General features: G+C 69.2%; 20 protein-coding genes. 12 read left to right on the forward strand and 8 right to left on the reverse strand.

Annotated elements, in window-relative coordinates:
• Positions 1 to 233 precede the first annotated feature (233 nt).
• Positions 234 to 1823: an alpha/beta hydrolase gene (locus tag ABZ552_RS01305; RefSeq protein ID WP_357435146.1), complete on the reverse strand. Its 1590-nt coding sequence runs from the start codon at positions 1821 to 1823 to the stop codon at positions 234 to 236.
• A 157-nt stretch (positions 1824 to 1980) separates the two neighbouring features.
• On the opposite strand from ABZ552_RS01305, the gene ABZ552_RS01310 reads away from it, so the two are divergent.
• Positions 1981 to 2292, forward strand: a complete 312-nt coding sequence (locus tag ABZ552_RS01310) for a GNAT family N-acetyltransferase (RefSeq protein WP_159846383.1) — start codon at positions 1981 to 1983, stop codon at positions 2290 to 2292.
• 5 nt (positions 2293 to 2297) lie between these two features.
• On the opposite strand, the gene ABZ552_RS01315 is transcribed toward ABZ552_RS01310, so the two are convergent.
• Entirely contained in the window at positions 2298 to 3059 is a 762-nt protein-coding gene (locus ABZ552_RS01315) for a 1-acyl-sn-glycerol-3-phosphate acyltransferase (protein WP_281876293.1), read from the reverse strand.
• 125 nt (positions 3060 to 3184) lie between these two features.
• On the opposite strand from ABZ552_RS01315, the gene ABZ552_RS01320 reads away from it, so the two are divergent.
• From ABZ552_RS01320 to ABZ552_RS01330, 3 genes are all read left to right on the forward strand, one after another.
• Positions 3185 to 3829 carry a YqgE/AlgH family protein gene (locus ABZ552_RS01320; RefSeq protein WP_281876294.1) on the forward strand — a complete coding sequence of 215 codons (645 nt, stop codon included), beginning with the start codon at positions 3185 to 3187 and terminating at the stop codon, positions 3827 to 3829.
• Positions 3830 to 3961: 132 nt separating this feature from the next.
• Complete coding sequence (locus ABZ552_RS01325; RefSeq protein WP_357435148.1) at positions 3962 to 4498, forward strand: sigma-70 family RNA polymerase sigma factor; 537 nt, start codon at positions 3962 to 3964, stop codon at positions 4496 to 4498.
• Positions 4495 to 5241, forward strand: a complete 747-nt coding sequence (locus tag ABZ552_RS01330) for a zf-HC2 domain-containing protein (protein WP_357435150.1) — start codon at positions 4495 to 4497, stop codon at positions 5239 to 5241. The genes ABZ552_RS01325 and ABZ552_RS01330 overlap by 4 nt, the downstream gene beginning before the upstream one ends.
• 58 nt (positions 5242 to 5299) lie before the next feature.
• Here ABZ552_RS01330 and ABZ552_RS01335 read toward each other — a convergent pair whose 3' ends face one another.
• From ABZ552_RS01335 to ABZ552_RS01345, 3 genes are all read right to left on the reverse strand, one after another.
• Positions 5300 to 6067 carry an ABC transporter permease gene (locus tag ABZ552_RS01335; protein WP_357435152.1) on the reverse strand — a complete coding sequence of 256 codons (768 nt, stop codon included), beginning with the start codon at positions 6065 to 6067 and terminating at the stop codon, positions 5300 to 5302.
• On the reverse strand, positions 6064 to 7035 hold the full coding sequence (locus tag ABZ552_RS01340) for an ATP-binding cassette domain-containing protein (protein ID WP_281876301.1): 972 nt from the start codon (positions 7033 to 7035) through the stop codon (positions 6064 to 6066). The genes ABZ552_RS01335 and ABZ552_RS01340 overlap by 4 nt, the downstream gene beginning before the upstream one ends.
• Positions 7036 to 7136: 101 nt before the next feature.
• Complete coding sequence (locus tag ABZ552_RS01345) at positions 7137 to 7667, reverse strand: EXLDI protein (protein WP_281876302.1); 531 nt, start codon at positions 7665 to 7667, stop codon at positions 7137 to 7139.
• Between the two features lie 136 nt (positions 7668 to 7803).
• Between ABZ552_RS01345 and ABZ552_RS01350 the strand changes: the two genes are divergently transcribed.
• The 5 genes from ABZ552_RS01350 to ABZ552_RS01370 all read left to right on the forward strand — a co-directional run bounded on the left by ABZ552_RS01350 (position 7804) and on the right by ABZ552_RS01370 (position 12741).
• On the forward strand, positions 7804 to 9483 hold the full coding sequence (locus ABZ552_RS01350) for a thiamine pyrophosphate-binding protein (protein WP_281876303.1): 1680 nt from the start codon (positions 7804 to 7806) through the stop codon (positions 9481 to 9483).
• 29 nt (positions 9484 to 9512) lie between these two features.
• Positions 9513 to 10172: an SRPBCC family protein gene (locus tag ABZ552_RS01355; protein WP_281916314.1), complete on the forward strand. Its 660-nt coding sequence runs from the start codon at positions 9513 to 9515 to the stop codon at positions 10170 to 10172.
• A gap of 1 nt (position 10173) precedes the next feature.
• On the forward strand, positions 10174 to 11208 hold the full coding sequence (locus tag ABZ552_RS01360) for a 3-oxoacyl-[acyl-carrier-protein] synthase III C-terminal domain-containing protein (protein WP_281876305.1): 1035 nt from the start codon (positions 10174 to 10176) through the stop codon (positions 11206 to 11208).
• The gene (locus tag ABZ552_RS01365) at positions 11205 to 12242 is read left to right on the forward strand and encodes an aminotransferase class I/II-fold pyridoxal phosphate-dependent enzyme (protein ID WP_281876306.1); all 1038 of its coding nucleotides are present in this window, start codon (positions 11205 to 11207) and stop codon (positions 12240 to 12242) included. Before ABZ552_RS01360 ends, ABZ552_RS01365 begins: the two co-directional genes overlap by 4 nt.
• Before the next feature lie 115 nt (positions 12243 to 12357).
• Positions 12358 to 12741: a hypothetical protein gene (locus ABZ552_RS01370; protein WP_281876307.1), complete on the forward strand. Its 384-nt coding sequence runs from the start codon at positions 12358 to 12360 to the stop codon at positions 12739 to 12741.
• Positions 12742 to 12818: 77 nt separating this feature from the next.
• Here ABZ552_RS01370 and ABZ552_RS01375 read toward each other — a convergent pair whose 3' ends face one another.
• A complete protein-coding gene (locus tag ABZ552_RS01375; protein WP_281876309.1) occupies positions 12819 to 13226 on the reverse strand; it encodes an SdpI family protein in 408 nt (135 codons plus the stop codon).
• A gap of 164 nt (positions 13227 to 13390) precedes the next feature.
• Here ABZ552_RS01375 and leuS point away from each other — a divergent pair, with 164 nt between their 5' ends.
• The gene (gene leuS / locus ABZ552_RS01380) at positions 13391 to 16237 is read left to right on the forward strand and encodes a leucine--tRNA ligase (RefSeq protein ID WP_281916311.1); all 2847 of its coding nucleotides are present in this window, start codon (positions 13391 to 13393) and stop codon (positions 16235 to 16237) included.
• A gap of 113 nt (positions 16238 to 16350) precedes the next feature.
• Here leuS and ABZ552_RS01385 read toward each other — a convergent pair whose 3' ends face one another.
• Complete coding sequence (locus ABZ552_RS01385) at positions 16351 to 17040, reverse strand: SDR family oxidoreductase (RefSeq protein ID WP_281876312.1); 690 nt, start codon at positions 17038 to 17040, stop codon at positions 16351 to 16353.
• A 228-nt stretch (positions 17041 to 17268) separates the two neighbouring features.
• On the opposite strand from ABZ552_RS01385, the gene ABZ552_RS01390 reads away from it, so the two are divergent.
• Both ABZ552_RS01390 and ABZ552_RS01395 read left to right on the forward strand, forming a co-directional pair.
• Positions 17269 to 18606: a glycogen debranching protein gene (locus ABZ552_RS01390; RefSeq protein WP_281876313.1), complete on the forward strand. Its 1338-nt coding sequence runs from the start codon at positions 17269 to 17271 to the stop codon at positions 18604 to 18606.
• Positions 18607 to 18672: 66 nt separating this feature from the next.
• Positions 18673 to 19413 carry a glycoside hydrolase family 25 protein gene (locus ABZ552_RS01395; RefSeq protein ID WP_281876315.1) on the forward strand — a complete coding sequence of 247 codons (741 nt, stop codon included), beginning with the start codon at positions 18673 to 18675 and terminating at the stop codon, positions 19411 to 19413.
• A gap of 111 nt (positions 19414 to 19524) precedes the next feature.
• Here ABZ552_RS01395 and ABZ552_RS01400 read toward each other — a convergent pair whose 3' ends face one another.
• On the reverse strand, positions 19525 to 21588 hold the full coding sequence (locus ABZ552_RS01400; RefSeq protein WP_357435157.1) for a PhoX family phosphatase: 2064 nt from the start codon (positions 21586 to 21588) through the stop codon (positions 19525 to 19527).
• Between the last annotated feature and the right edge of the window lie 95 nt (positions 21589 to 21683).

Here is a 21683-nt window from a genome sequence, read left to right on the forward strand (position 1 = left end):
ATAGCGGCCGACATGAACTGCCCTCGCGCGTAGGGACGCTCAGCTGACAGGCAGCGGGGCCCGGTCGGCGCAAGTCACGACACCCGCCACGCCCGCAATAGCGGCCGACATGAACTGCCCTCGCGCGTAGGGACGCTCAGCTGACAGGCAGCGGGGCCCGGTCGGCGCAAGTCACGACACCCGCCACGCCCGCGATGGCGACCGACATGAACTGCACTCGCGTGTGGGAACGCTCAGCCGACGGGCAGTGGCGCCTGGTCGGCGCGGGTGATGTTCACGTTCCCGGTGCGCAGGTAAGTGAGCACCGCCTCGTCCACCGCGGGGTTGCCGCGACCGAAGGTGCCGTGGTCGCCGCCGTCCACGACGACCAGCCTGCCGCCCAGCGCCGCGGCCATCGCCGGGCCGCCTTCGTACTTGGTCAGCGCGTCGTGCTTGCTCTGCAGCACCAGCGGCGGGGTGCGCAGCCCCGCGCCGGTGATCGGCACCGGCTTGGTCACGGGTTTCCAGGAACCGCAGGCCATTCCCGAGCGCACCAGGTCGGCGCGCGCGTCCATGGCGTTGCCGCCGGAGGCGATGGTGCCCGCCGCGGCGCCGAGCAGTTCGGGCCTGCCCGGCACGGCGTTCTCGTTGCAGGTGATCGCACTGAACACGAACCGCCCGGTGGGGTCGGTCGAAGTCGCGCCCTCGATGGCCCGCAGGCGCTGCACATTCGCCGGGTCGGCCGCGGCGTCGGCCATCGCGCGCGCGAAGGTCGGCCAGAAGCTGCGGGTATAGGTGGCCACGGTGGTCGCGCCGAGCAACGGCACCTGCGCGGAGACACCGCCGCTCACCAACGTGCGCAACAGATTCTGCAGTTTGCCGAGCTGCTCGACGCTCCCGGTGTAGCCGTCCCTGGCGATCTCGGCCAGCGGTTCGGGCAGCGCGCCGGGCAGGTCGGCGATGCTGGCGGGCGGCGGGGTCAGATTGGCGTACCAGCCGCCGCCCTGGGCGGCCGCCAACCGCACCCAGGTGCGATAGACCTGCAGAGCGGTGTCGCCGAGGTGGTAATCGTCGTCGTGTTCGGCGATCCAGGTGAACAGGTCGTCGAGGCGTTGTTTGCCCGCGACCTGCTGCTGGGCGAATTCCTCGGTCCACACCCAGTCCGGGTTGACGTTGGAGTCCAGGATCATCCGGTCCACCCGCTCGCCGAACAGCGCCGCGTAGACCGCGCCGAGGTAGGTGCCGTAGGAGGTGCCGAGGTAGCCGATCCGCTCCAACCCGAGCGCGGCGCGTACGGCGTCCATGTCGCGCGCGGTGTTCTCGGTGGTGATCGTGTCCAGGTACCCGGGCTGCGCCGCATCGCAAGCCTTCTTGATCTCGTCGCGATTGCCGCCGCCCAGCGAGACCTGTTGCCCCGGGCCGTCCTTCGAACTCGTCCCGCATTCCAGCGGCGTCGCCCAGCGCAATCCGCGCGGCTGGACGGCGATCCGGTCGTAGTGCTCGGCGAGCGCCGCGGGAAGCACCTCCACCCGACGCGCCCAGAAATCCAGCGCGTCCGCACCGGGGCCGCCGGGATTGGCGAACAGGACACCCTGCCGCTCGCCCGTGGCCGGGATCCGGCTGACGGTCAACTCGATCCGGGCGCCGTCCGGGTCGGCGTAATTCATCGGGACGGAGACCACGGCGCAGTGCACGCCCCGATCGGCGGTCACGGACCCCGCGGGACACCGGCCGAACGCCACCGCGGGCGCGGCTTCCGCGCCGCCCGTGGCGATCGATCCGCCGAGCAGGCCCGCGGCGACGACGGCGGCCGCGACCCGCGAAACCCGCGGTGTTCTCGTCATGTTCGTACCTCCCCGAGCCTGCCCGCTCGCGCACGACGACGGACCCGACCAAGAGCATTCTGCGCAGGGCCGCCGGGTCAGACAAGTCGGTGGCGGGATTCCGCCCGGTCCGGAGCGTGATTTACCGGGAAACCGGGGCACAGAGTAGCGTCGAGCCATGTCGACCGAGGTCAACAACAACACCGCACTGGACCGTTTCGAGATCTACGTCGACGGTGCGATCGCCGGCTACGCCGAATACCAGGACACGGCGTCCGAGCGCGCGTTCGTGCACACCGAGATCTACCCGCGCTACGAGGGCCAGGGCTACGCGCGGTTGTTGGTCGAGACGGCCTTGAACAGCACGCGCGACGACAAGCTCGGCGCGCTGCCCATGTGCCGGACCGTCCACCACTTCATCGAGACCCGTCCCGAATACCTCGGGATGGTGCCGCACTGGGCGCGCGACCGGCTGAATCTGCCGCAGTAAGGCCGTCAGTACGCGGCGACGGCGGCGTCGAGCGCCTTCTGCAGATCCGCGCGCACCAGCCGGGCGATGTCACCGGGCCGCGGCGGCAGCTCGAGCACCGGGACGCCGAAGTGGAAGCTGGCCCCTTTGGCCTCCTCCTTCGTCGGCGGCACCGAGGGATCGTGGCGCGGCCCGTAGCTCAGCGCCATGGACACCAGCACGGGCTCGGCGCCGAGCTTCATCGCCCGGAACGCGATGTGCCCGATGCCGCTGCCCACCGCTTGCACGCGGGCCGGATCCACGTCGTTGCACGTGCCCTCGGGGAAGACCGCGATGCCGTCGCCCCTGGCCATCCGCTCCGCGCAGACGTCCATCATGCGCTGGCCCGCGGCGTTCACCGCGCGGATGCCGTGGTCCTTGCCGCGGAACACCGGGATCCCGCCCATCATGTCGATCTTGCGCCGCTGATCGGGATCGGCGAACAACTCGTCCTTGGCCAGCACGCGCACCCGGCCGATCACCCGCCGTAGCCCGCTGCGCCAGGCGGCCGCGGCCACGGTGTAGGGATCGCTCTCGGAGAGATGGTTGATCGCGATGAGCAGCGGCCGGTTCTGCCTGATCGCTGTGCGGAGCGCTGCGCGCGCGCCCTCCGCGTAGGTGACGCGGGGATGGTAGCGGCGGCCGAGAATGGCGTAAGCCCCCCAAGCCTGTAGGCGATTCTGGCGATGATCGCGATAGAAGTCGTACACGGTGTCGCTGTTCTCGAGGCGCACCTCGGGCGGTTCCATGACCTGGACTCTACGATGTCGCGGCGACGGGGCGACGGGGCGTCCGCCGCCCGCTCGGCAAATCCGGAACGCAGAAGTCGGCCACAGAAGGCGCAATCTGAGCGAACAGCTGCGATGATGTCGGAGTGGCACGCGCAGAAGACCCGGACGATCGCAAGACTCGCGGCGGGCACAGTGGCCGCAGGCGACGTGAATTCCGGCACGGTGACCAGGTGGTTCGTGCCGGGACGCTGCTGGTGTCGGCCACCGAACTGGTGGAACCGACCTTCCGGCGCACCGTGGTCTACATCATCGAGCACAACGAGGCGGGCAGTCTCGGCGTCGTGCTCAACCGCCCGAGCGATACCGCGGTGCACGAGGTGCTGCCGCGCTGGACGGACGCGGTCGCGGCGCCACGCACGCTGTTCATCGGCGGCCCGGTGAAACGGGACGCCGCGCTGTGCCTGGGCACCGTCCGGGTGGGCGCGCGGATCGAGGGCGTCCCCGGCCTGCGCCGCATCGACGGACGCGTCGTCCTGGTGGACCTGGATGCCGATCCCGAGCGGGTGGCCCCGCTCGTCGAGGGCATCCGGATCTTCGCGGGCTACGCGGGCTGGACCTTCGGCCAGCTGGAAGGCGAACTGGAGAACAACGACTGGATGGTGGTCTCCGCACTGCCGTCCGACCCGATCAGCAGCGGCCGCGCGGACCTGTGGGCGCATGTGCTACGCCGCCAGCCGCTGCCGCTGTCCCTGCTGGCGACACACCCGATTGAACTCGAACGCAACTGAGCACGTGTACTCCTCGAAGGGACCGAAGGAGACACGATATGAGACACGACAACTGAACCGGCAAGAGCATGGGTGACTTGTCGACTGCGCCCACCGACCGGCCCCGCAACTCGAGCGGAGAGGTACCCAGTTGTGCGCAACCTAGGCGGCCAGACAGGTCGACCCGACGATCGGTCCGAATTGCTGCGGGCTCTCTATCGCGAACACGCCACCGCGCTGTGGCGGTACACGCTCGGCTTGGTACGGGATTCCGGACGGGCGGAGGACATCGTGCAGGAGACTTTGCTGCGGGCCTGGCAACGGCCCAACGTCTTGGACCAGTCCACCGCGTCGGCGCGAGCGTGGCTGTTCACCGTGGCGCGCAATCTCGCCGTGGATGAGCATCGCAGCGCCCGCAGCAGGCGCGAGGTCCGCACCGACAGTCCGCCCGAACAACCGGCCCCGGACCAGTCCGACCGCGCGCTGGACAGCTGGCTGGTCGCCGACGCGCTCGGCAGGCTCAGCGCCGATCACCGCGAGGTGATCGTGCGGGCCTACTATCGCGGACTGTCCACGCACCAGATCGCCGAGGAACTCGACGTTCCGCCGGGCACGGTGAAGTCCCGGATGCACTACGGTATGCGCGCATTGCGCCTGGCACTACAGGAGATGGGGGTGACGAACCAGTGACGGAGATCACCGACGACTACAGCACGTGGGACGCCCCGTACGTGCTCGGCTCCCTCACCCGCGAAGAGCGCCTGCAGTACGAGAGCCATCTCGCCGATTGCCCCGACTGCCGCGCGGCCGTGGCCGAACTGGCCGGGCTGCCGGGAATGCTCGCTCTCGTGGACACCGACATCGCGAACGCGATGATCGAGCCGCCCGCCCACCCCGGCGAGCCTGCGCCGGAGTTGCCTCCACCACCGCCGATGCCCTCCCTTCCGCCACCCGCGCGACTCGCCGACGCGGCCGAACGCCGCCGCAGGCGCAGCGGGTGGACGTCGGTCGGCATCGCGGTGGCCTCGGCCGCGGCGGCGGCGGCGATCGCGGTCCCGATCGCCGTCTCGGTGTCGGGTTCGAACGAGTCGACCGAGCCGGGCACCAGCGAGCAGGCGTTCGTCGAACGCCAGATGACTCCGGTGGAGCCGACGCCGGTCTCGGCGAGCTTCAAGCTCGTCCCTGCGGGCGACCGGACGCGAGTGGTGATGACCTGCAGCTACCCGCCCGGCGAACAGCTGCGCTACAGCACCGAGCTCGCGTTGTACGTCACCCGCACCACTGGTCAACAGGAGAAACTCGACGCCTGGCCCGCGGGCCCCGGGACCGAGCTGACCATCGACCGGACCATCGACGGCGCGCCCGAGCAGGTCCGCGCGGTCGAGATCCGCGCGACCAACTCCGGGAAGGTGCTGCTCACCGGCACGGTGTGACCGATCGGACGATCCCCCGCGGGCACTGCTCGCGGGGGATCGCCTGCGCATGACTCGCTCAGCGCGTCCGACGCCGGAAGATCGAGGACGACCACAGGTAACCGACCACGGTGAGACCGACGCACCAGACGATCGAGATGATCGCGTTGTCGCCGATCTCGGTGCCCATCAGGAGACCGCGGATGGTCTCGGTGAACGGGGTGAAGGGCTGGTACTCGGCGAACTGACGCAATCCGGCGGGCATGGTGTCGGTGCCGACCAAGCCGCTGCCGAGGAACGGCAGCATCACCAGCGGGAAGGGCGTGTTGCTCGCGCTCTCCGGGTTCGGCGCGAGCAGGCCCAGCGCCACCGACAGCCAGGTGAGCGCGAACATCACCAAAGCGAGCAGGCCGAACACGGCGAGCCACTCGACCGGGTCGGCGTTCGGGCGGAAGCCGATCAGCAGTGCGACGCCCGCCATCGCGGCGATGCCGGCCAGCGCTTGGATCAACGCGCCGACCACGTGACCGGTCAGCATGGCCGACTGCGCGATGTCCATCGTGCGGAACCGGTTCACGATGCCTTTGGTCGTGTCGGTGGCGACCGACACCGCGACCGAGACGGTCATGTACGCCGGAATCATCAGCAGCATGCCCGGTGCGAGATAGTCGATGTAGTTCCCGCCGGAGGACTTCTCCAGCGCTCCGCCGAAGACGAAGTTGAACACCAGCAGCAGCACGGTGGGCATCACGATGACGCCGAAGCTCAGGCTCGGATAACGCTTCGCGTGCAGCAGATTGCGCCGCAGCATGGTCGCCGAATCGGCGAGGGCGTAGGACATGCTCATCGCACGGTTTCCTTCTCGGTGGTGGGGTGGCCGGTCAAGGTGAGGAAGACGTCGTCGAGGTTGGGGGTGTGCACGGCGAGGCCCTCGACCTCGATCTGCTCGTAGTCGAGCCGATCCAGCACGGAGCGCAGCGATTTCACGCCGCCGTCGCTGGGCACCGCGAGGGTGAGGTTCTCGTCGTCGTCCGACGCCGGGGCGGCGACGCCGAGCGCGTCGGCCGCCGCCGCCAGGGCCGGGCGATCGGCGAACTCGAGGCGGATGTGCCCGCCCGGCACCAGGCGCTTCAGTTCCGCCGCGGTGCCTTCGGCGACGATCCTGCCGTGGTCGAGCACCGCGATGCGGTCGGCGAGCTGGTCGGCCTCCTCCAGGTACTGGGTGGTGAGGAAGACCGTGACGCGGTAATCGTCCACCAACCCGCGGATGATGTCCCAGATCGCTCGCCTGCTGCGCGGGTCGAGCCCCGTGGTCGGCTCGTCCAGGAAGATGATGCGCGGGTCGCCGACCAGCGTCATGGCCAGGTCCAGGCGCCTGGTCATGCCGCCGGAGTAGGTGGCCACCGTCTTGTCCGCCGCGTCGACCAGGTCGAAGCGCTCCAGCAGGCTCTCCGCCAGCCTGCGGGCGTCCCGCCGCGGCAGATGGTGCAGATCGCCCATCAGCAGCAGGTTCTCCCGGCCGGTGAGCAGCTCGTCGACGGCCGAGAACTGGCCGGTCACCCCGATCCGCGCGCGCACCTGCTTGCGCTCGGCGGCCAGATCGTGGCCGCCGATGCGGATGTCGCCCGCGTCGGGGGTGATCAACGTGGTCAGGATCTGCACGGTGGTGGTCTTGCCCGCACCGTTCGGTCCGAGCAGCGAGAAGACCGTGCCCTCGGGGACGGTGATGTCTATCCCGTCGAGCACCACCTGCTCGCCGAACGATTTACGCAGGCCCCGCGCCGAGACGGCGGGCGTGCGATGGCCGTTCACCATGGTCTTTCCCTTCTGAGATACATGCGACTATGCGAATTCGGGCATGTGTAGTTCACACCGCCCCCTCGGGGATGCGGTGCTGATCGATTCGGTTGCGGCGGTTAGATGTCCAGGTCTTCGATCTTCGGCCCCTCGGCCACGTCGACCACCCGCCGGTAGAGCTTGTCGGGCAACTGCCCTTTCAGTTCGTCGAGGGAATCGACGACGACGAAGACGAAGTCACCCCAGTCCTGCTGGCCGACGCCGAGCAAGCGGCGCCAGCTCTTCGGGTCCCGCCAGTCCTTGAGCCACTTCGCACCCACGTCGGCCGGGTATTCGTCCCAGTTCGAATACTGGGCGTGCATCACGAATTTGCCCTTGCGGCTGCGATACACCTGGACGTGCTCGATCCGCGTATCGTTGACCTCGTGCCACTCCCCTAGCAGGGTGCCGGAGAAGCGGACCTGACGCACGCCGTCGCGACCGACTTTGAGCACGATTTCGTCGTAACCCTCCAGGCGGCCCTCCTCGAGTTCGATGAACCGGCGCAGCGCCGTGACCACCGCCCCCGAGAGGTTGCCGCCGACCAGTTCCTGCGCGCGCTGGAAGAGCGGGAGGTCGTCGTCGGCAACGTAGATCGTCTTGTTGGGCATACTCCGACTATACGTAGATGTATACGTACACGCAAGCGGGGCGCCATATCTTTCGGCCCGCCGTTGAACCGTCCGGCGGCCGGGTCCGTATCACTCCTGTACGCAGTCGATGTTTCGTCAGCGGAAAGGAGCACGGATGCGGACTCGGGTGGTGGACCATCTGGTGCGAGCGGTCTCGGCGTTGGGCGTGCGCCACATCTTCGGGGTGGACGGCGCCAATATCGAGGACCTGTACGACGCGATCTTCGACGCGCCGGAGCACGTCACCGGAGTGGTCGCCAAACACGAGTTCTCGGCGGCCACCATGGCCGACGGGTACGCCCGCAGCACGGGCGGACTCGGCGTGGTCGCGGCGACCTCGGGCGGCGGCGCGATGAATCTCGTTGCCGGACTGGCCGAATCGTTCGCCTCGCGGGTGCCGGTGCTCGCACTGGTCGGCCAGCCTCCGACCGTCCTGGAAGGCAACGGCGCCTTCCAGGACACCAGCGGACGCGCGGGCGCGATCGACGCTGTTCGCTTGTTCGGCGCGGTCAGCACCTATTGCGCCCGCGTGGAGGCCGCCGCCGATCTGCCGGATCGGCTGGACCGGGCGGTGCGGGCCGCCCGGCGCGGCGGCCCGGCGGTGCTGCTGCTGCCCAAAGACGTGCAGCAGGCGGACGCGGGCGACCTGGCGCCGTGGCGCCCCGCACCGCGGACGCATCGGTCGGACGAAGCCGGGATCGCCCGCGTCCGCGCCGCGCTCGACTCGGCCCGGCACACCGGCAAGATCGTCGTCATCGCCGGCGATCAGGTCGCGCGCGACGACGCGCGCGCCGAACTGGCCCGCCTGGCCACCGCCCTGGACGCCGCGGTGGGTGTCGCGCCGGACGCGAAAGACACCTACGACAACACCGATCCGGCCTTCTGCGGTGTCACGGGCAGCATGGGTCACCCGGAACTGGCGGCGGCCATCCGGTCCTCGGCCTTGTGCCTGCTGGTCGGCACCCGGATGCCGGTTCCCGCCCGCGCGGGCTCGGAGACCGCGCTCGCCGAACGCACGGTCGCGAGCATCGGTGTGGCGCCGCCTTTCCTGCCCGCCATTCACGCCACCAGCACCGATCTTTCGTCCACGCTCGCGCAACTCGCCGACGAACTGGACGACGGCAGCACCGGATCCGAACGCGTGCGCGCGGCGCAACCGCTGACCTCGCTGCGCGTACCCGCCTCCGCCGGTCCCGGCCTGCGTTATCGGGAAGCGGTCGAGACGATCGACGCGGTATTGCCGGACGGCACCGATGTGTTCGCGGACGCGGGCAACACCGGCGCGGCCGTCGTGCACCATCTCCGGGTCCCGCGGGACGGGCGGTTCGTGGTCGCCCTCGGCATGGGCGGGATGGGGTACGCGTTCGGCGCGGGCATCGGGTCCGCCTTCGCGCGAGCGGACGGCGTCCGCCGGACGGTGGTCATCGCCGGTGACGGGTCGTTCTACATGCACGGCATGGAGTTGCACACCGCGATCGAGCACGCCCTTCCGGTCACCTTCGTCGTGCTGAACAACAACGCGCACGCCATGTGCGTGACCAGGGAGCAGCTGTACTACCGGGATCGCTACAGCTTCAATCGGTTCCGCCCGGCCTACCTGGGCGCGGGCATCGCCGCGATGTTCCCCGGCCTGCCCGCGTTCTCGGTGCACACCGTCGGCGATCTCGCCGCCGCGCTGCGGCACTGCCTGGAAACCGAGGGACCGTCGTTCCTTTCGATCGAGTGCGATCCCGACGAGATCCCGCCGTTCCTGCCGTTCCTGACCACCGTGGAGCGAACCCGCAGCCACAACTGAACGCCCCGCACAACCCGAAGGAGTACCCCGTGACGACAAGTTCCCTCCCTGCCCTCAGTGACATCCCGGAGCAGGCCGTGCCGGGCGTGCTCCGCATCGAGAACTCCGACAAGGACGCGACCACGCCGATCATCATGGACATGCTGCGGTCGGTGTATCCGCATGACCAGATCTACGGCGATTACTGTCCGGTGCAGGGCTATATCGCCGCGCCTCCCCGAGAGGTGTACGAATACCTCGCCGACACCAGGTCGCTGGAGGAGTGGACCTACAGCATGCGCGGGTTCGTCGAGACCGACGAACCCGGACTGTGGCTGGCCTATGACCGGCTGGGCGACGAGACCGAGATCTACACCCGCACCGTCGCGAACCCCGACGCCATGACCGTCGACTATCACTGCGCCTGGGACCAGTCACGGCACCTGTGGATGATCTACCTGCTGCGGGTGATCGACGCGCGAGTGGTGTTCGACAAGCCGGGGTCGGTGGTGCTGTGGATGAACTGCAAGCACCCCTTCTACGACGCGAATCCCTACCCCGAGACCGCGCCGCCCGAGCGGCCGGTGTGGGTCGGCGACTTCTGGGAGATGTTCTCGGCGGGTCATCAGCTGGAGATGGACAACCTCAAGGCCATCTGCGAGTACCGGGCCGCGCACGACCTGCCCATCAAGCCCGACTGGATGAAATGAGATGGCATTGAGCACCCAGAATTTGCCGCAGGTCAGTCTCGTCGACGTGGCCTCGTATCTGCCCGGCGAGCCGGTCGGCACCGAGTACTTCACGCAATTCGCGCGCTCGGACCGGATGGCGAAGAACGTCATGTTCCGCGCGCCGAAGGGCCGCCACCACGTGGGGCGCGACGAGACCGCCGTGGACATGGTCGAACGTGCCGTCGCACCGCTGATCGAGCGCAACGGCGCCGACGCGATCGCCGAGGTCGACGTGCTGATCACGCACACCCAGCTGCCGGACAACCCGGTGCTCGGCTGTGGCCCCGAGGTGGCGCGCCGGCTCGGCATCCGTCCGTCCTACGTCTACGACGTGCACAACGGCGGATGCGCCGCGTTCGTGCACATGATGGCGATGGCCCGCATGATCTTGCAGACCACCCCGGCCCGCACCGCGCTGATCGCGGCGACGCAGAACTGCGCGGGACCGGTGTTCACCCAAACCGAGATCCGCAAGCTGGCCCAGGCCCCGGTGCCCGGCGACGGCTGCGGAGTGGGGCTGCTGCGCAAGGACGACAGCGCGCCGATTCTCGACGTCGAATGCCGCACCTATCCCGAGTTCGCCGGAGACATGGAGTTCTCCACCAACGGCGAGCGCAAGTATTGGGAGCCGGGCGAGGGCCAAGGGTGCGTCAGCTTCACCGAGTCCAAGGTGACCAAGGTGTTCGCCCGGGGCAACCGGCTGGTTCCGGAAGTGGCGCTGGCGGTGTGCGATCGGCTCGGCGTGCGGGGACGCGACGTCGACACGTTCGTCACCAATCAGCCCAACCGGCTGTTCCTGCGTAACTGGCACGACGCGCTGGAGCTGCCCGCGCAGCGGCATCCCGACACCTTCGACTCCTGCGGCAACCTGTTCGCCGCGGGCATCCCGGTGACACTGGACGTGGAGAACCGGGCGGGACGGCTGCCCAACGGATCGCTGGTGCTGCTGGCCGGGTTCGCGCACGCGGGCGACTTCGCGGGCGCGGCCGCCGTTCGCTGGGGAGCCGCGCGATGAGCGTGCGCGTCGTCGACGGCACCCGGCCCTCTCGCCGGCACCAGGTATCCCGGGTGCCGCCCCGCTTCGACCTCACCCTGAGCGAGAATCCGTTCCCACCGCTGCCTTCGGTGCTGCGGGCGGTGCACATGACGCTGGCTCAGGCCAACCGATACCCGGAGTTCCTGCCGCGTCGGCTGCCGTCGCTGATCGCCGGGCATGTGGGTGTTCGGGCGGATCAGGTGGTGGTCGGCTCGGGGGCGACCGGCGTGGCCCTGCAGATCCTGCAGACGCTCACCACGCCGGGAAAAGAGATCGTCTACAGCGCGCCGACGTTCGACGGGTATCCGATCATGGCCGAGATGGCCGGGCTCGAGGCGGTGCCGGTGCCGCTGAACGCGGCGGGCGATCAGGACCTGCGGGCGATGCGGCATGCCGTCGACCGGCGCACCGCACTGGTCGTGGTGTGCCGTCCGCACAATCCCACCGGAACGGTGCTTCCGGCGGACGAGTTGAAGGCGTTCCTCTCCGACGTGCCTGCCCGTGTCCCGGTGCTTCTCGATGAGGCGTACGTCGAGTTCCTCGGGGCGGCGGAGTACATCGACCCGCTGGCATTGATCGCGAAACACCCCAACCTGCTCGTCCTGCGGACTTTCTCGAAGGCGTACGGATTGGCCGGGCTGCGGATCGGTTACGCCTTCGGCAGGCCCGAGCTGATCGCGCACGTGAGCAAGCTGCAACTCCCCTTCGGGATGAGCGCGGCAGCGGTGGCCGCGGTCGCCGCCTCCTACGCCGCCGAACCCGAGCTCGCCGCGCGCACCTTCCGCATCACCGAGGAGCGGGACGCGCTCCGGGCCGCACTGATGGCTCGCGGATTCGCGATACCGGAAAGTCGCGCCAACTTCCTGTACATCCCCGGGCCGGGCACCGTCACCGCGCTGCGCCGCGCGGGGATCGCCGCGAAGTCCTATCCGGACGGCAGCGCGCGGATCGCCGTCGGCGATCCCTCCGCAGACCACGCGGTTCTCCAAGCGCTTTCGACGCACGCCCGCTGAATTCGGGGCCGTGCCTCGACAACGACTCGCGGACCGGATGTCCTGTGCAGGAGATCCGCCGTCTGTGCACGTCGGGAGGTTTGGAGCGGCCTGTCCGAGGTGATTCGATCGAGGGATGTGGGGCGAATTCGAGGTCAACGCGGCGCCCGCGCACGGGACCGCGAGTCGTGTGCTGTTCCGGCTCGCCGTGGGGCGATGGGCGTTCATCCTGCGCCAGACGCTCATCGAGCCCGGCGGCACCAGCGGGTGGCATTACCACGACGGGACACTGTTCGTGCTGGTAGCGCGGGGAACCCTGGATCACCCCGGCGCGGACTGCGCGCCGGTCGCCTATCGGCGGTGGCGGGTCTTCCGGGAACCGCGCGGGCCGCGCTACCCGCACGTGGCCCGCAACGCCGGGACCGCGCCGGTACTGCTGTGCGTGCTCTACATCACTCCGGTCGGCAGCCCGCTGTCGCGCAGTGTCGCACCGCCGCCGTGTGCGGAAGACATGGAGTGAGCCTCGTCGTGCTCGGCACGCTGCGAATGCGCGCGGCTATGGGCTGGCCGACCGCGGCCCGGCGCGTGCGGCCGACCTCAGCCTGCCGGTTGGCAGGCGTCGCGGAGTGAGCAGGCGCCGCAGGAGTTGCCGCAGCCACCGGTCTCCGGGGGCGGCGCGATGGCGGCGGCCGCCTGCGCCGCGGCGTTCGCGCCCGCGCCGAGGGTGAACAACGCGACCACGGCGGTGACGCCCGCGACCAGCAGCGAGACCACGCCGCCCGCGGCCAGCCCGACCAGTCCACCGGCGAACAGCAGCGCTCCGGCCGCGATCGAGGTGGGCGCGGCGACCCGGTTGGCGACGCGGAAGGTCTCGTCCGTGGACAGCGCGGCCTCGGTGTGGACGCCGAAGAAACGATTGCGGGGCAACCGGCCGGTCAGTCCGAGTGCGCCGGTTGCGACGGCCACGACGGCCGGCACGAACAGGACGAGAGCGACGACGAACACCCATGCAGGCTAGCGCATCGGTGCCGCCGCGCCGCCGACGGGCGGTGCGACGGCGGACACGTCCGCAAAGTCCAGGCCAGCCCGATTTCCGGTCCATCGGAGGGGACGTTCTACCCTGATAGACGAAGTTTGTCGGGGATCGGCGACCACAAGAAGGCAGGACCGTGCAAGACACACGTGCAACCGAAAGCGATGTACCAGAGCACCGGTACAACGCGGAGCTTGCCGGCCGCATCGAGCGCCGGTGGCAGCGGACGTGGGACGAACGCGGAACCTTCCACGCGCCGAACCCCGTGGGGCCGCTGGCCGGCCCCACCCCGGCCGACAAGCTGTTCATCCAGGACATGTTCCCGTACCCGTCCGGCGCGGGCCTGCACGTCGGGCATCCGCTCGGCTATATCGCCACCGACGTCTTCGCGCGCTACCACCGGATGCACGGCCGCAACGTGCTGCACGCCCTGGGCTACGACGCCTTCGGCCTGCCCGCCGAGCAGTACGCGGTGCAGACCGGCGCGCACCCGCGCGACACCACCGAGTCGAACATCGCCACGATGCAGCGCCAGCTGGACCGCCTCGGCCTGGGCCACGACCGGCGCCGCTCGTTCGCGACCACCGATCCCGAGTACTACCGCTGGACGCAGTGGATCTTCCTGCGGATCTACAACGCGTGGTTCGACACCGAACTGAACCGGGCCCGCCCGATCGCCGAGCTGGCGGCCGAGTTCGCCTCCGGCGCGCGGGCCGTCGCGGACGGCCGGTCCTGGGACACGATGTCGGCGGCCGAGCGCGGCGCGCTGTTGGACTCGCACCGGCTGGTGTATCAGACCGATTCGGTGGTCAATTGGTGCCCCGGCCTGGGCACCGTGCTGGCCAACGAGGAAGTCACCGCCGACGGCCGCAGCGAGCGCGGCAACTTCCCGGTGTTCCGGAAGCGGCTGCGGCAGTGGATGATGCGCATCACCGCCTATTCGGATCGGCTGGTCGACGACCTGGACCGGCTGGACTGGCCGGAGAACGTGAAGTCCATGCAGCGCAACTGGATCGGACGATCCCGCGGCGCGCAGGTGAAGTTCGACGCCGACGGCGAGCAGATCGAGGTCTTCACCACCCGGCCCGACACCCTGTTCGGCGCCACCTACGTCGTGCTCGCGCCGGAACACGAGCTGGTCGACAAGCTCACCGCGCCCGCGTGGCCGGCGAACACCGACCCGCGCTGGACCAACGGCGGCGCCGCCACCCCGGCCGACGCCGTCGCGGCCTACCGCAAGTCGATCGCGGCCAAGTCCGATCTGGAGCGCCAGGAGAACAAGGAGAAGACCGGCGTCTTCCTGGGCAACTACGCGATCAACCCGGCCGACGGCAAGGCCGTGCCGATCTTCATCGCCGACTACGTGCTGAGCAGCTACGGCACCGGCGCGATCATGGCCGTTCCCGGGCACGACCACCGCGACTGGGAGTTCGCGTCCGTCCTCGGGCTGCCGATCGTCGAGGTGATCAGCGGCGGCGACCTGGCGAAGGGCGCGCACGCGGGCGAGGGCGTGCTGGTGAACTCCGGCTATCTCGACGGCATGTCCGTCGAGGAGGCCAAAGCGGCGATGATCGCCCGGCTGGAGGCCGACGGCCACGGTAAGGGCACCATCCAGTACAAACTGCGCGACTGGTTGTTCGCCCGTCAGCGCTACTGGGGTGAGCCCTTCCCGATCGTGTACGACGAGCAGGGCGCTCCGCACGCGCTGCCGGAGTCGATGCTGCCGGTCTCGCTGCCGGAGCTGGACGACTTCGCTCCGGTGACCTTCGATCCGGACGACGCGGATTCCGAGCCGTCCCCGCCGCTGGCCAAGGCGGCCGACTGGGTGGAAGTCGAACTGGACCTGGGCGACGGGCCGAAGCGCTACCGCCGCGACACCAACGTCATGCCGCAGTGGGCGGGCAGTTCCTGGTACGAGATCCGCTACGCCGACCCGACGAACGCGGAAACGTTCTGCGCGAAGGAGAACGAGGCGTATTGGCTGGGCCCGCGCACCGACGTCGGCGGACCGGACGATCCGGGCGGCGTCGACCTGTACGTCGGCGGCGTCGAGCACGCGGTGCTGCACCTGCTGTACGCCCGGTTCTGGCAGAAGGTGCTCTACGACCTGGGTGACGTGTCCGCGAGCGAGCCGTACCGGCGGCTGTTCAACCAGGGCTACATCCAGGCGCACGCCTACACCGACGAGCGCGGCGCGTACGTGCCCGCCGCCGAGGTGGTCGAGCGCGACGGCAAGTTCTTCTGGACCGACGCCACCGGCGCGGAGATCCCGGTGCGCCAGGAGTACGGCAAGATCGGCAAGTCGCTGAAGAACGCCATCTCGCCGGACGAGATGTGCGACCTGTACGGCGCGGACACCTTCCGCTTCTACGAGATGTCCATGGGTCCGCTGGACACCTCCCGGCCGTGGGCGACCAAGGACGTCGTCGGCGCGCACCGCTTCCTGCAGCGCGCTTGGCGTCTGGTGGTCGACGAGGAGTCCGGCGCGCTGCGGGTGACCGACGCCGAGCCGACCGGCGAGACGCTGCGCCTGCTGCACAAGACGATCGCGGGTGTGGACGAGGATTTCGCCGCGCTGCGCGACAACACGGCCGGCGCCAAGCTGATCGAGTTGACCAACCACCTGACCAAGAGCTACCCGGACGGCGCGCCGCGCTCGGTGGTGGAGCCGCTGGTGCTGATGCTGGCCCCGCTGGCCCCGCACATCGCCGAGGAATTGTGGGAACGCTTGGGCCACACCGCTTCACTGGCGCACGGCCCCTTCCCGGTCGCCGATCCGGCGCTGCTGGTCGAGGAGTCGGTGGAGTACCCGATCCAGGTCAACGGGAAGGTACGCAGCCGGGTTCAGGTGGCGGCCGACGCGGACAACGCGGCGATCGAGGCGGCCGCCCTGGCCGACGAGAAGATCGCCGCGCTGCTCAACGGAGCGGCGCCGCGCAAGCTGATCGTGGTGCCGGGCCGCCTGGTGAACATCGTCGCCTGACGGCTGGTCAGCGCGGCGGGAGCAGCACGTCGTCGAGCGTGACCAGGGAAGGTTGCGCCCCGACAGCCGAGCGAACGCTTCCGCCGCGCGAGCGCCGCCGGGTGCGTCCGGGATCAGTACGGCCGGAGCACGACCTCGGTGGGGTGCGCGTCGCGCGGAGTATCGATGGCGGAACGCACCGCGTAGGCCACCGTCTCGGGCGTGAGGAAGTCCTCGGCCCGGTATTCGCGTCCCTCGCCCGCGATGATCTCACGCTGCATATCGGTGTCGATGCGCCCCGGGTGGATCGAGGTCACCCGCAATTCCGGCTCCTCCTGCCGCAACGCGTCACCGAAAGCGCGCAGCCCGAACTTGCTCGCCGCGTAGGAGGCCCAGCCCGCGTTGGCGCGCAGCCCCGCGCCGGAGTTGATCAGCACCACGTGGCCTCGGCCCGCCCGCAGCGCGGGCAGCAGCAGGCGGGTGAGTTCGGCGACCGCGACGAGATTGGCTTCCAATGTGTTTCGCCACTGATCGACGGTGGATTCCGCGATCGTGCCGAGATCGGCGATGCCCGCGTTGTGCACCAGCACGTTCAGGCTCCCGATCGGCGCGGCCGCTTCGGCGAGCGCGGCGTAGTCGGTCAACTCCACCGGCCAGCCCTGCGCGGTGGGCAACTCCGCCAGGATGCCGCGCAGCGACTCCGCCGATCGCGCGCCGAGCAGCAGGTCGTGCGTGGGCGCGAGCGCGCGGGCGATCGCGGCGCCGAGGCCGCGGCTGGCGCCGGTGATCAACGCGGTCGGTTTCGGGCTCGCGGCGGAAGTCATGGGCCCCACCGTAACCGGCTGGGGAAAGAAGGCGTAAAAAGCGGTAGCACTGGACGAACGACTAGCGATGCAGGCTGAATCGAGGTGAGAATCTCGAGCAGCGAATCACGGACGGGGCGTGCGAAAGTGAGAACCGCCGAACAAGAACCGGCCACGGGCCGATCGGATGGGGACGAAACGGACACCGCTGAGCGGGCATATCTGCGGGTGACATCGCAGAATAGGGGGATGGCACATCCGGGCTTCACCCCCACCCAGCTCGCGGCCCGCGCTGCCTACCTGCTGCGCGGCAACGATCTGGGCACGATGACCAGCGCGGCGCCCCGACTGTACCCGCACATGTGGAGCTGGGACGCGGCGTTCGTCGCGGTCGGGCTCGCGCCGCTGAGCGTGGAGCGGGCGGTGGTCGAGTTGGACACCTTGCTCTCGGCGCAGTGGAAGAACGGCATGATCCCGCACATCGTCTTCGCCAACGGCGTGGACGGCTACTTTCCCGGCCCGGCCCGCTGGGAGTGCCGCAAGCTGGCGGTCAACGCGCCGGACGGCCCGGACACCTCGGGGATCACCCAACCGCCCGTGCACGCGATCGCGGTGCAGCGGATCTTGGATCATTCGCGCAGGCACGGACGCAGTACCAGGGCCGTGGCCGAGGAGTTCCTCAACCGGCGCTGGCCGGATCTGGTGCGCTGGCACCGCTGGCTGGCGCATGCCCGCGATCCCAAGGAGACCGGCCGCATCACGCTGTATCACGGCTGGGAGTCCGGGATGGACAACTCGCCGCGCTGGGATCGTGCCTACGAGCACGTAGTGCCCGGCGACCTGCCGCCCTACCGGCGGGAGGACGTGCTGGTGGTCTCGGATCCGACCCAGCGCCCCACCGACCGCGAGTACGACCGCTATCTGTGGCTGGTGGAGCAGATGCGCCGCGCGGGCTACGACGACTACCAGCTCGCCTCCACCATGAGCTTCGCCGTCGAGGACGTGTTCGTCACCGGGATCTTCGCGCTGGCCTGCGAGGTGCTGGCCAATATCGGGGAGGAGTACAAGCAGCCGCACGCGGACGTGCGCGATCTCTACGCCTGGGCCGACCGGTTTCGCGCCGGCGTCGTCGCGACGGCCGATGCCCGCACCGGCGCGGCCCGCGACTTCGACGTGCGGTTGCAGCGGTGGATCAACACCGAGACGCTCTCGATGTTCGCGCCGCTGCTGTGCGGCGGTCTTCCCCGCGACACCGAGCGCGCTCTGCTGCGCCTGTTCGAGGGCCCGCGCTTCTGCGGGCATCCGGATCTGCGCTACGCGCTGCCGCCCTCCACTTCGCCGGTGTCCAAGGATTTCCGTTCCCGCGAGTACTGGCGCGGCCCGGTGTGGCCGGTGATGAGCTGGCTGTTCTCCTGGGTCTTCGCCCGGCGCGGCTGGGCCGAGCGCTCGTTCATGCTGCGCGCCGAGGGCTTGCGGCAGGCCAGCGACGGCAGTTTCGCCGAGTACTACGAGCCGTTCACCGGCGAACCGCTCGGCAGCATGCAGCAGTCGTGGACGGCGGCCTCGGTGTTGGATTGGCTCGGCTGAGGACACGTCAGACATCCCATCCGTCACACTGGTAACAGCCAGAGCGAATGGCTATCGTCGTGCGGCATGGACACCTGGAGGTCGACCACTCGCCGCGCCGCGGCGCTGCCCCTGATCGCACTGTCCGGCATCCTCGCCACCGCGCTACCCGCGACCGCCGCGCCGACCGGTCCGGACGTCTCCTCCTGGCAGCACACCGACGGAAGCCTGATCGACTGGTTCGCGGTCAAGCGTTCCGGCCACAACTTCGCCATGGTCAAGGCCACCGAGGGGCTCAACTACATCAATCCGTACTTCGTGCCCGACAGCCTGCTGATGCGCGCGGCCGGCCTGGCTCGCGGCACCTACCATTACGCCCGGCCCAACCTGCCGCCCGAACCGCAGGCCGCCATGTACGCGGCGGTGGCGCTGGGACAGAACGGACCGCTCGACCTGCCGCCGGTGCTGGACCTGGAACACACCGGCGGTCTCGGCCCGGCGGCCCTGATCGACTGGACTCGCCGCTATTTGAACACCGTGGAAGCGCTCACCGGCCGAGTCCCGATCGTCTACACCTATCCCAACTTCTGGCGCACCGCGATGGCCGACACCACCGAGTTCGCCGATTACCCGCTCTGGATCGCCGACTATCGCGGCAACGCCCAACCGGAAGTCCCCGGCGGCTGGTCCACGTGGACGTTCTGGCAGACCACCGACAGCGGCACCATCCCCGGCATAGCGGGCCGCGTCGACCTCAACGTCTACAGCGGCGCCCAAGGCGATTTCGCCCGGTTCGCGAACATGAGCGGCGTCACCGGCAGCGGATGAGAGTGGAGCCGCTACTCGCCCAGTCGAGTAGCGGCTCCACCCGTGGGAAAAGCCGCGGAGGGTGGTCGGCCGTGGTTGCAGGGGGCCGGTGGGGCGCCGCGGCTGTGGTCGTCAGACCCCGATGCGGCCGCCTGCCTTCTTCCAGACCGCCACGACCGACGGGCGCGGCTGAGCCGTTCCGCCGTCGGGCCAGTGCGACAACGGGTTGTCCGGAGTGGCGTCGTCGGCCTCGCCGGGATGCTGCACGCACACCATGACCCGCGCCTCGCTCACCACCGGGCCGCAGGTCTCCGCACCGCGCGGGACGGTGAGGAACTGCTTGGTCTGGCCGCGATTCGGACCGTCGAGCACCACCGAGAACAAGCCGTCGTTCGACTTCAACGCGTTGCCGTCGGTGGAGATCCACAGGTTGCCGTACGGGTCGAAGGCCAGATTGTCCGGGCAGGAGATCGGGCTGACCTTGGACTTGTCGTATCCGGCGAAATAGGTGTCGGCCGCCGCGGGATCACCGCAGACCAGCAGCAGCGACCAGGTGAATGTGGTGCCGGTGTGGTTGTCGTCGATCTCCAGGATCTGGCCGTTCTTGTTCAGCTTGCGCGGGTTCGCCTCGTCCGGGCCCTGCTTGCCTTCCGCGCCGCGGTTGTCGTTGTTGGTCAGCGCCACGTACACCTTGCCGGTGTAGGGGTTGGCCTCGAAGTCCTCCGGGCGGTCCATCTTGGTAGCGCCCACTTTGTCGGCGGCCAGGCGGGTGAACACCGCCACTTCTTCCGCGCTCATGCCGTCGACCAGCGACTTGCCCTTGCCGTCCGCGCCGGTCTCCAGCAGCGGAATCCACTGGCCGGTGCCGGTGAAACCCTTGTCCGAGGGTTTCGCGCCGGTGCCGTCGATCTTGTCCGCGTGATCGCCGGTGAGCTTGGCGACGTAGAGGGTGCCCGCGTCCAGGATGGTCAGGTTGTGCCGCATGCTGGCCGCGCCCGTGCCCGACTGGATCTTGCGCGAGGACACGAACTTGTACATGTAGTCGAATTTCTCGTCGTCACCGGTGTACGAGACGACGTCGCCGTTCTTCGTGACGTAGATGGTTGCGCCCTCGTGCTTCACCCGGCCCATCGCGGTGTGCTTGATCGGCGTCGAGTTCGGATCCCACGGGTCCACCTCGATGACGTACCCGAATCGGTTGGCCTCGTTGGGTTCCTGCGCCAGGTCGAAACGCTTGTCGGCGCGCTCCCATTGGTTGGCGGTCTTGCCCGCGGCGAAGCCGTAGCGCTTGAGCCGGGCCGCGGCGGCGGACTCGGTCACCTTGTCGCCGTTGGCGAAATAGCCGTTGAAGTTCTCCTCGCCGGACAGCACGGTGCCCCACGGCGTCAGTCCGCCGGAACAGTTGGCGAATGTGCCGAGCACCTTGGTGCCGGTCGGATCGGCCGAGGTCTTCACGAACTCGCTGCCCGCGGCGGGACCGGTCAGCTTGAACTCGGTGGTCGCGGTGATCCTGCGGTTGTACTTGCCGAAGGCGGGAACGAGCTTGCCGGAGCCGGATTCACCCTTGACCTCCACCACGGTCAACCCGTGGGCGGCCATGGTGACCGCGATCTGCTCGTCGGTCGGCGTGTCCTTGTTGTAGCCACGGAACATGTGCGGGCTGGTGGTGTACTCGTGATTGACCACCAGCAGGTAGCCGTTGGCCTGGCCCTCGATCGGCAGCAGGGCGGCGAAGTCGTTGTTGTAGCCGAATTGCTTGGCCTGCGCGGCGGCGGTCTGCTTGTCGAAGTCGAAGGCGGGCGCGTCCGGGAACAGCGGGTCGCCCCAGCGGATCACGACGGACTGCTCGTAGCCGTCCGGGATCACCACGGCGTCTTCCTTGTTCGGCGCGACGGCGGTGAAATCGGTGCCGGTTCCGGGCGGCCCCGCGGGCGAGGCCGACACCGCCGCCTTCGGCTCGTCGTCACCGCAGGCGGCGAGCACGCTGCCCGCGCCCACCGCGAGCACGGCGGCCGCGCCGCCCTTGATCAGCCCGCGCCGGTTCAGCGAGCTGACGATGTCACCGAAATAGGCGCCCGAGGAGGTGTTCGGCGTCTCGTGGAAGCACGCGTTCGCGCACTTGTACTCACATGTCACGGCGGCGCGCGACGACTGTCCGTCGTGCTTCACGAAAAGGGCGAGTGGCTGCAGACTCACGGTGACTCCTGGGTTGGGCCGATGGCCGCACGGTAATCCATCCGGACAATCCGGAAGGGACGGCAAAGTGAACAACCGCCCAACTAGGTAACCCT

This window comes from Nocardia sp. NPDC019219 (genome assembly GCF_040632645.1).
GTDB lineage: Bacteria > Actinomycetota > Actinomycetes > Mycobacteriales > Mycobacteriaceae > Nocardia > Nocardia sputorum.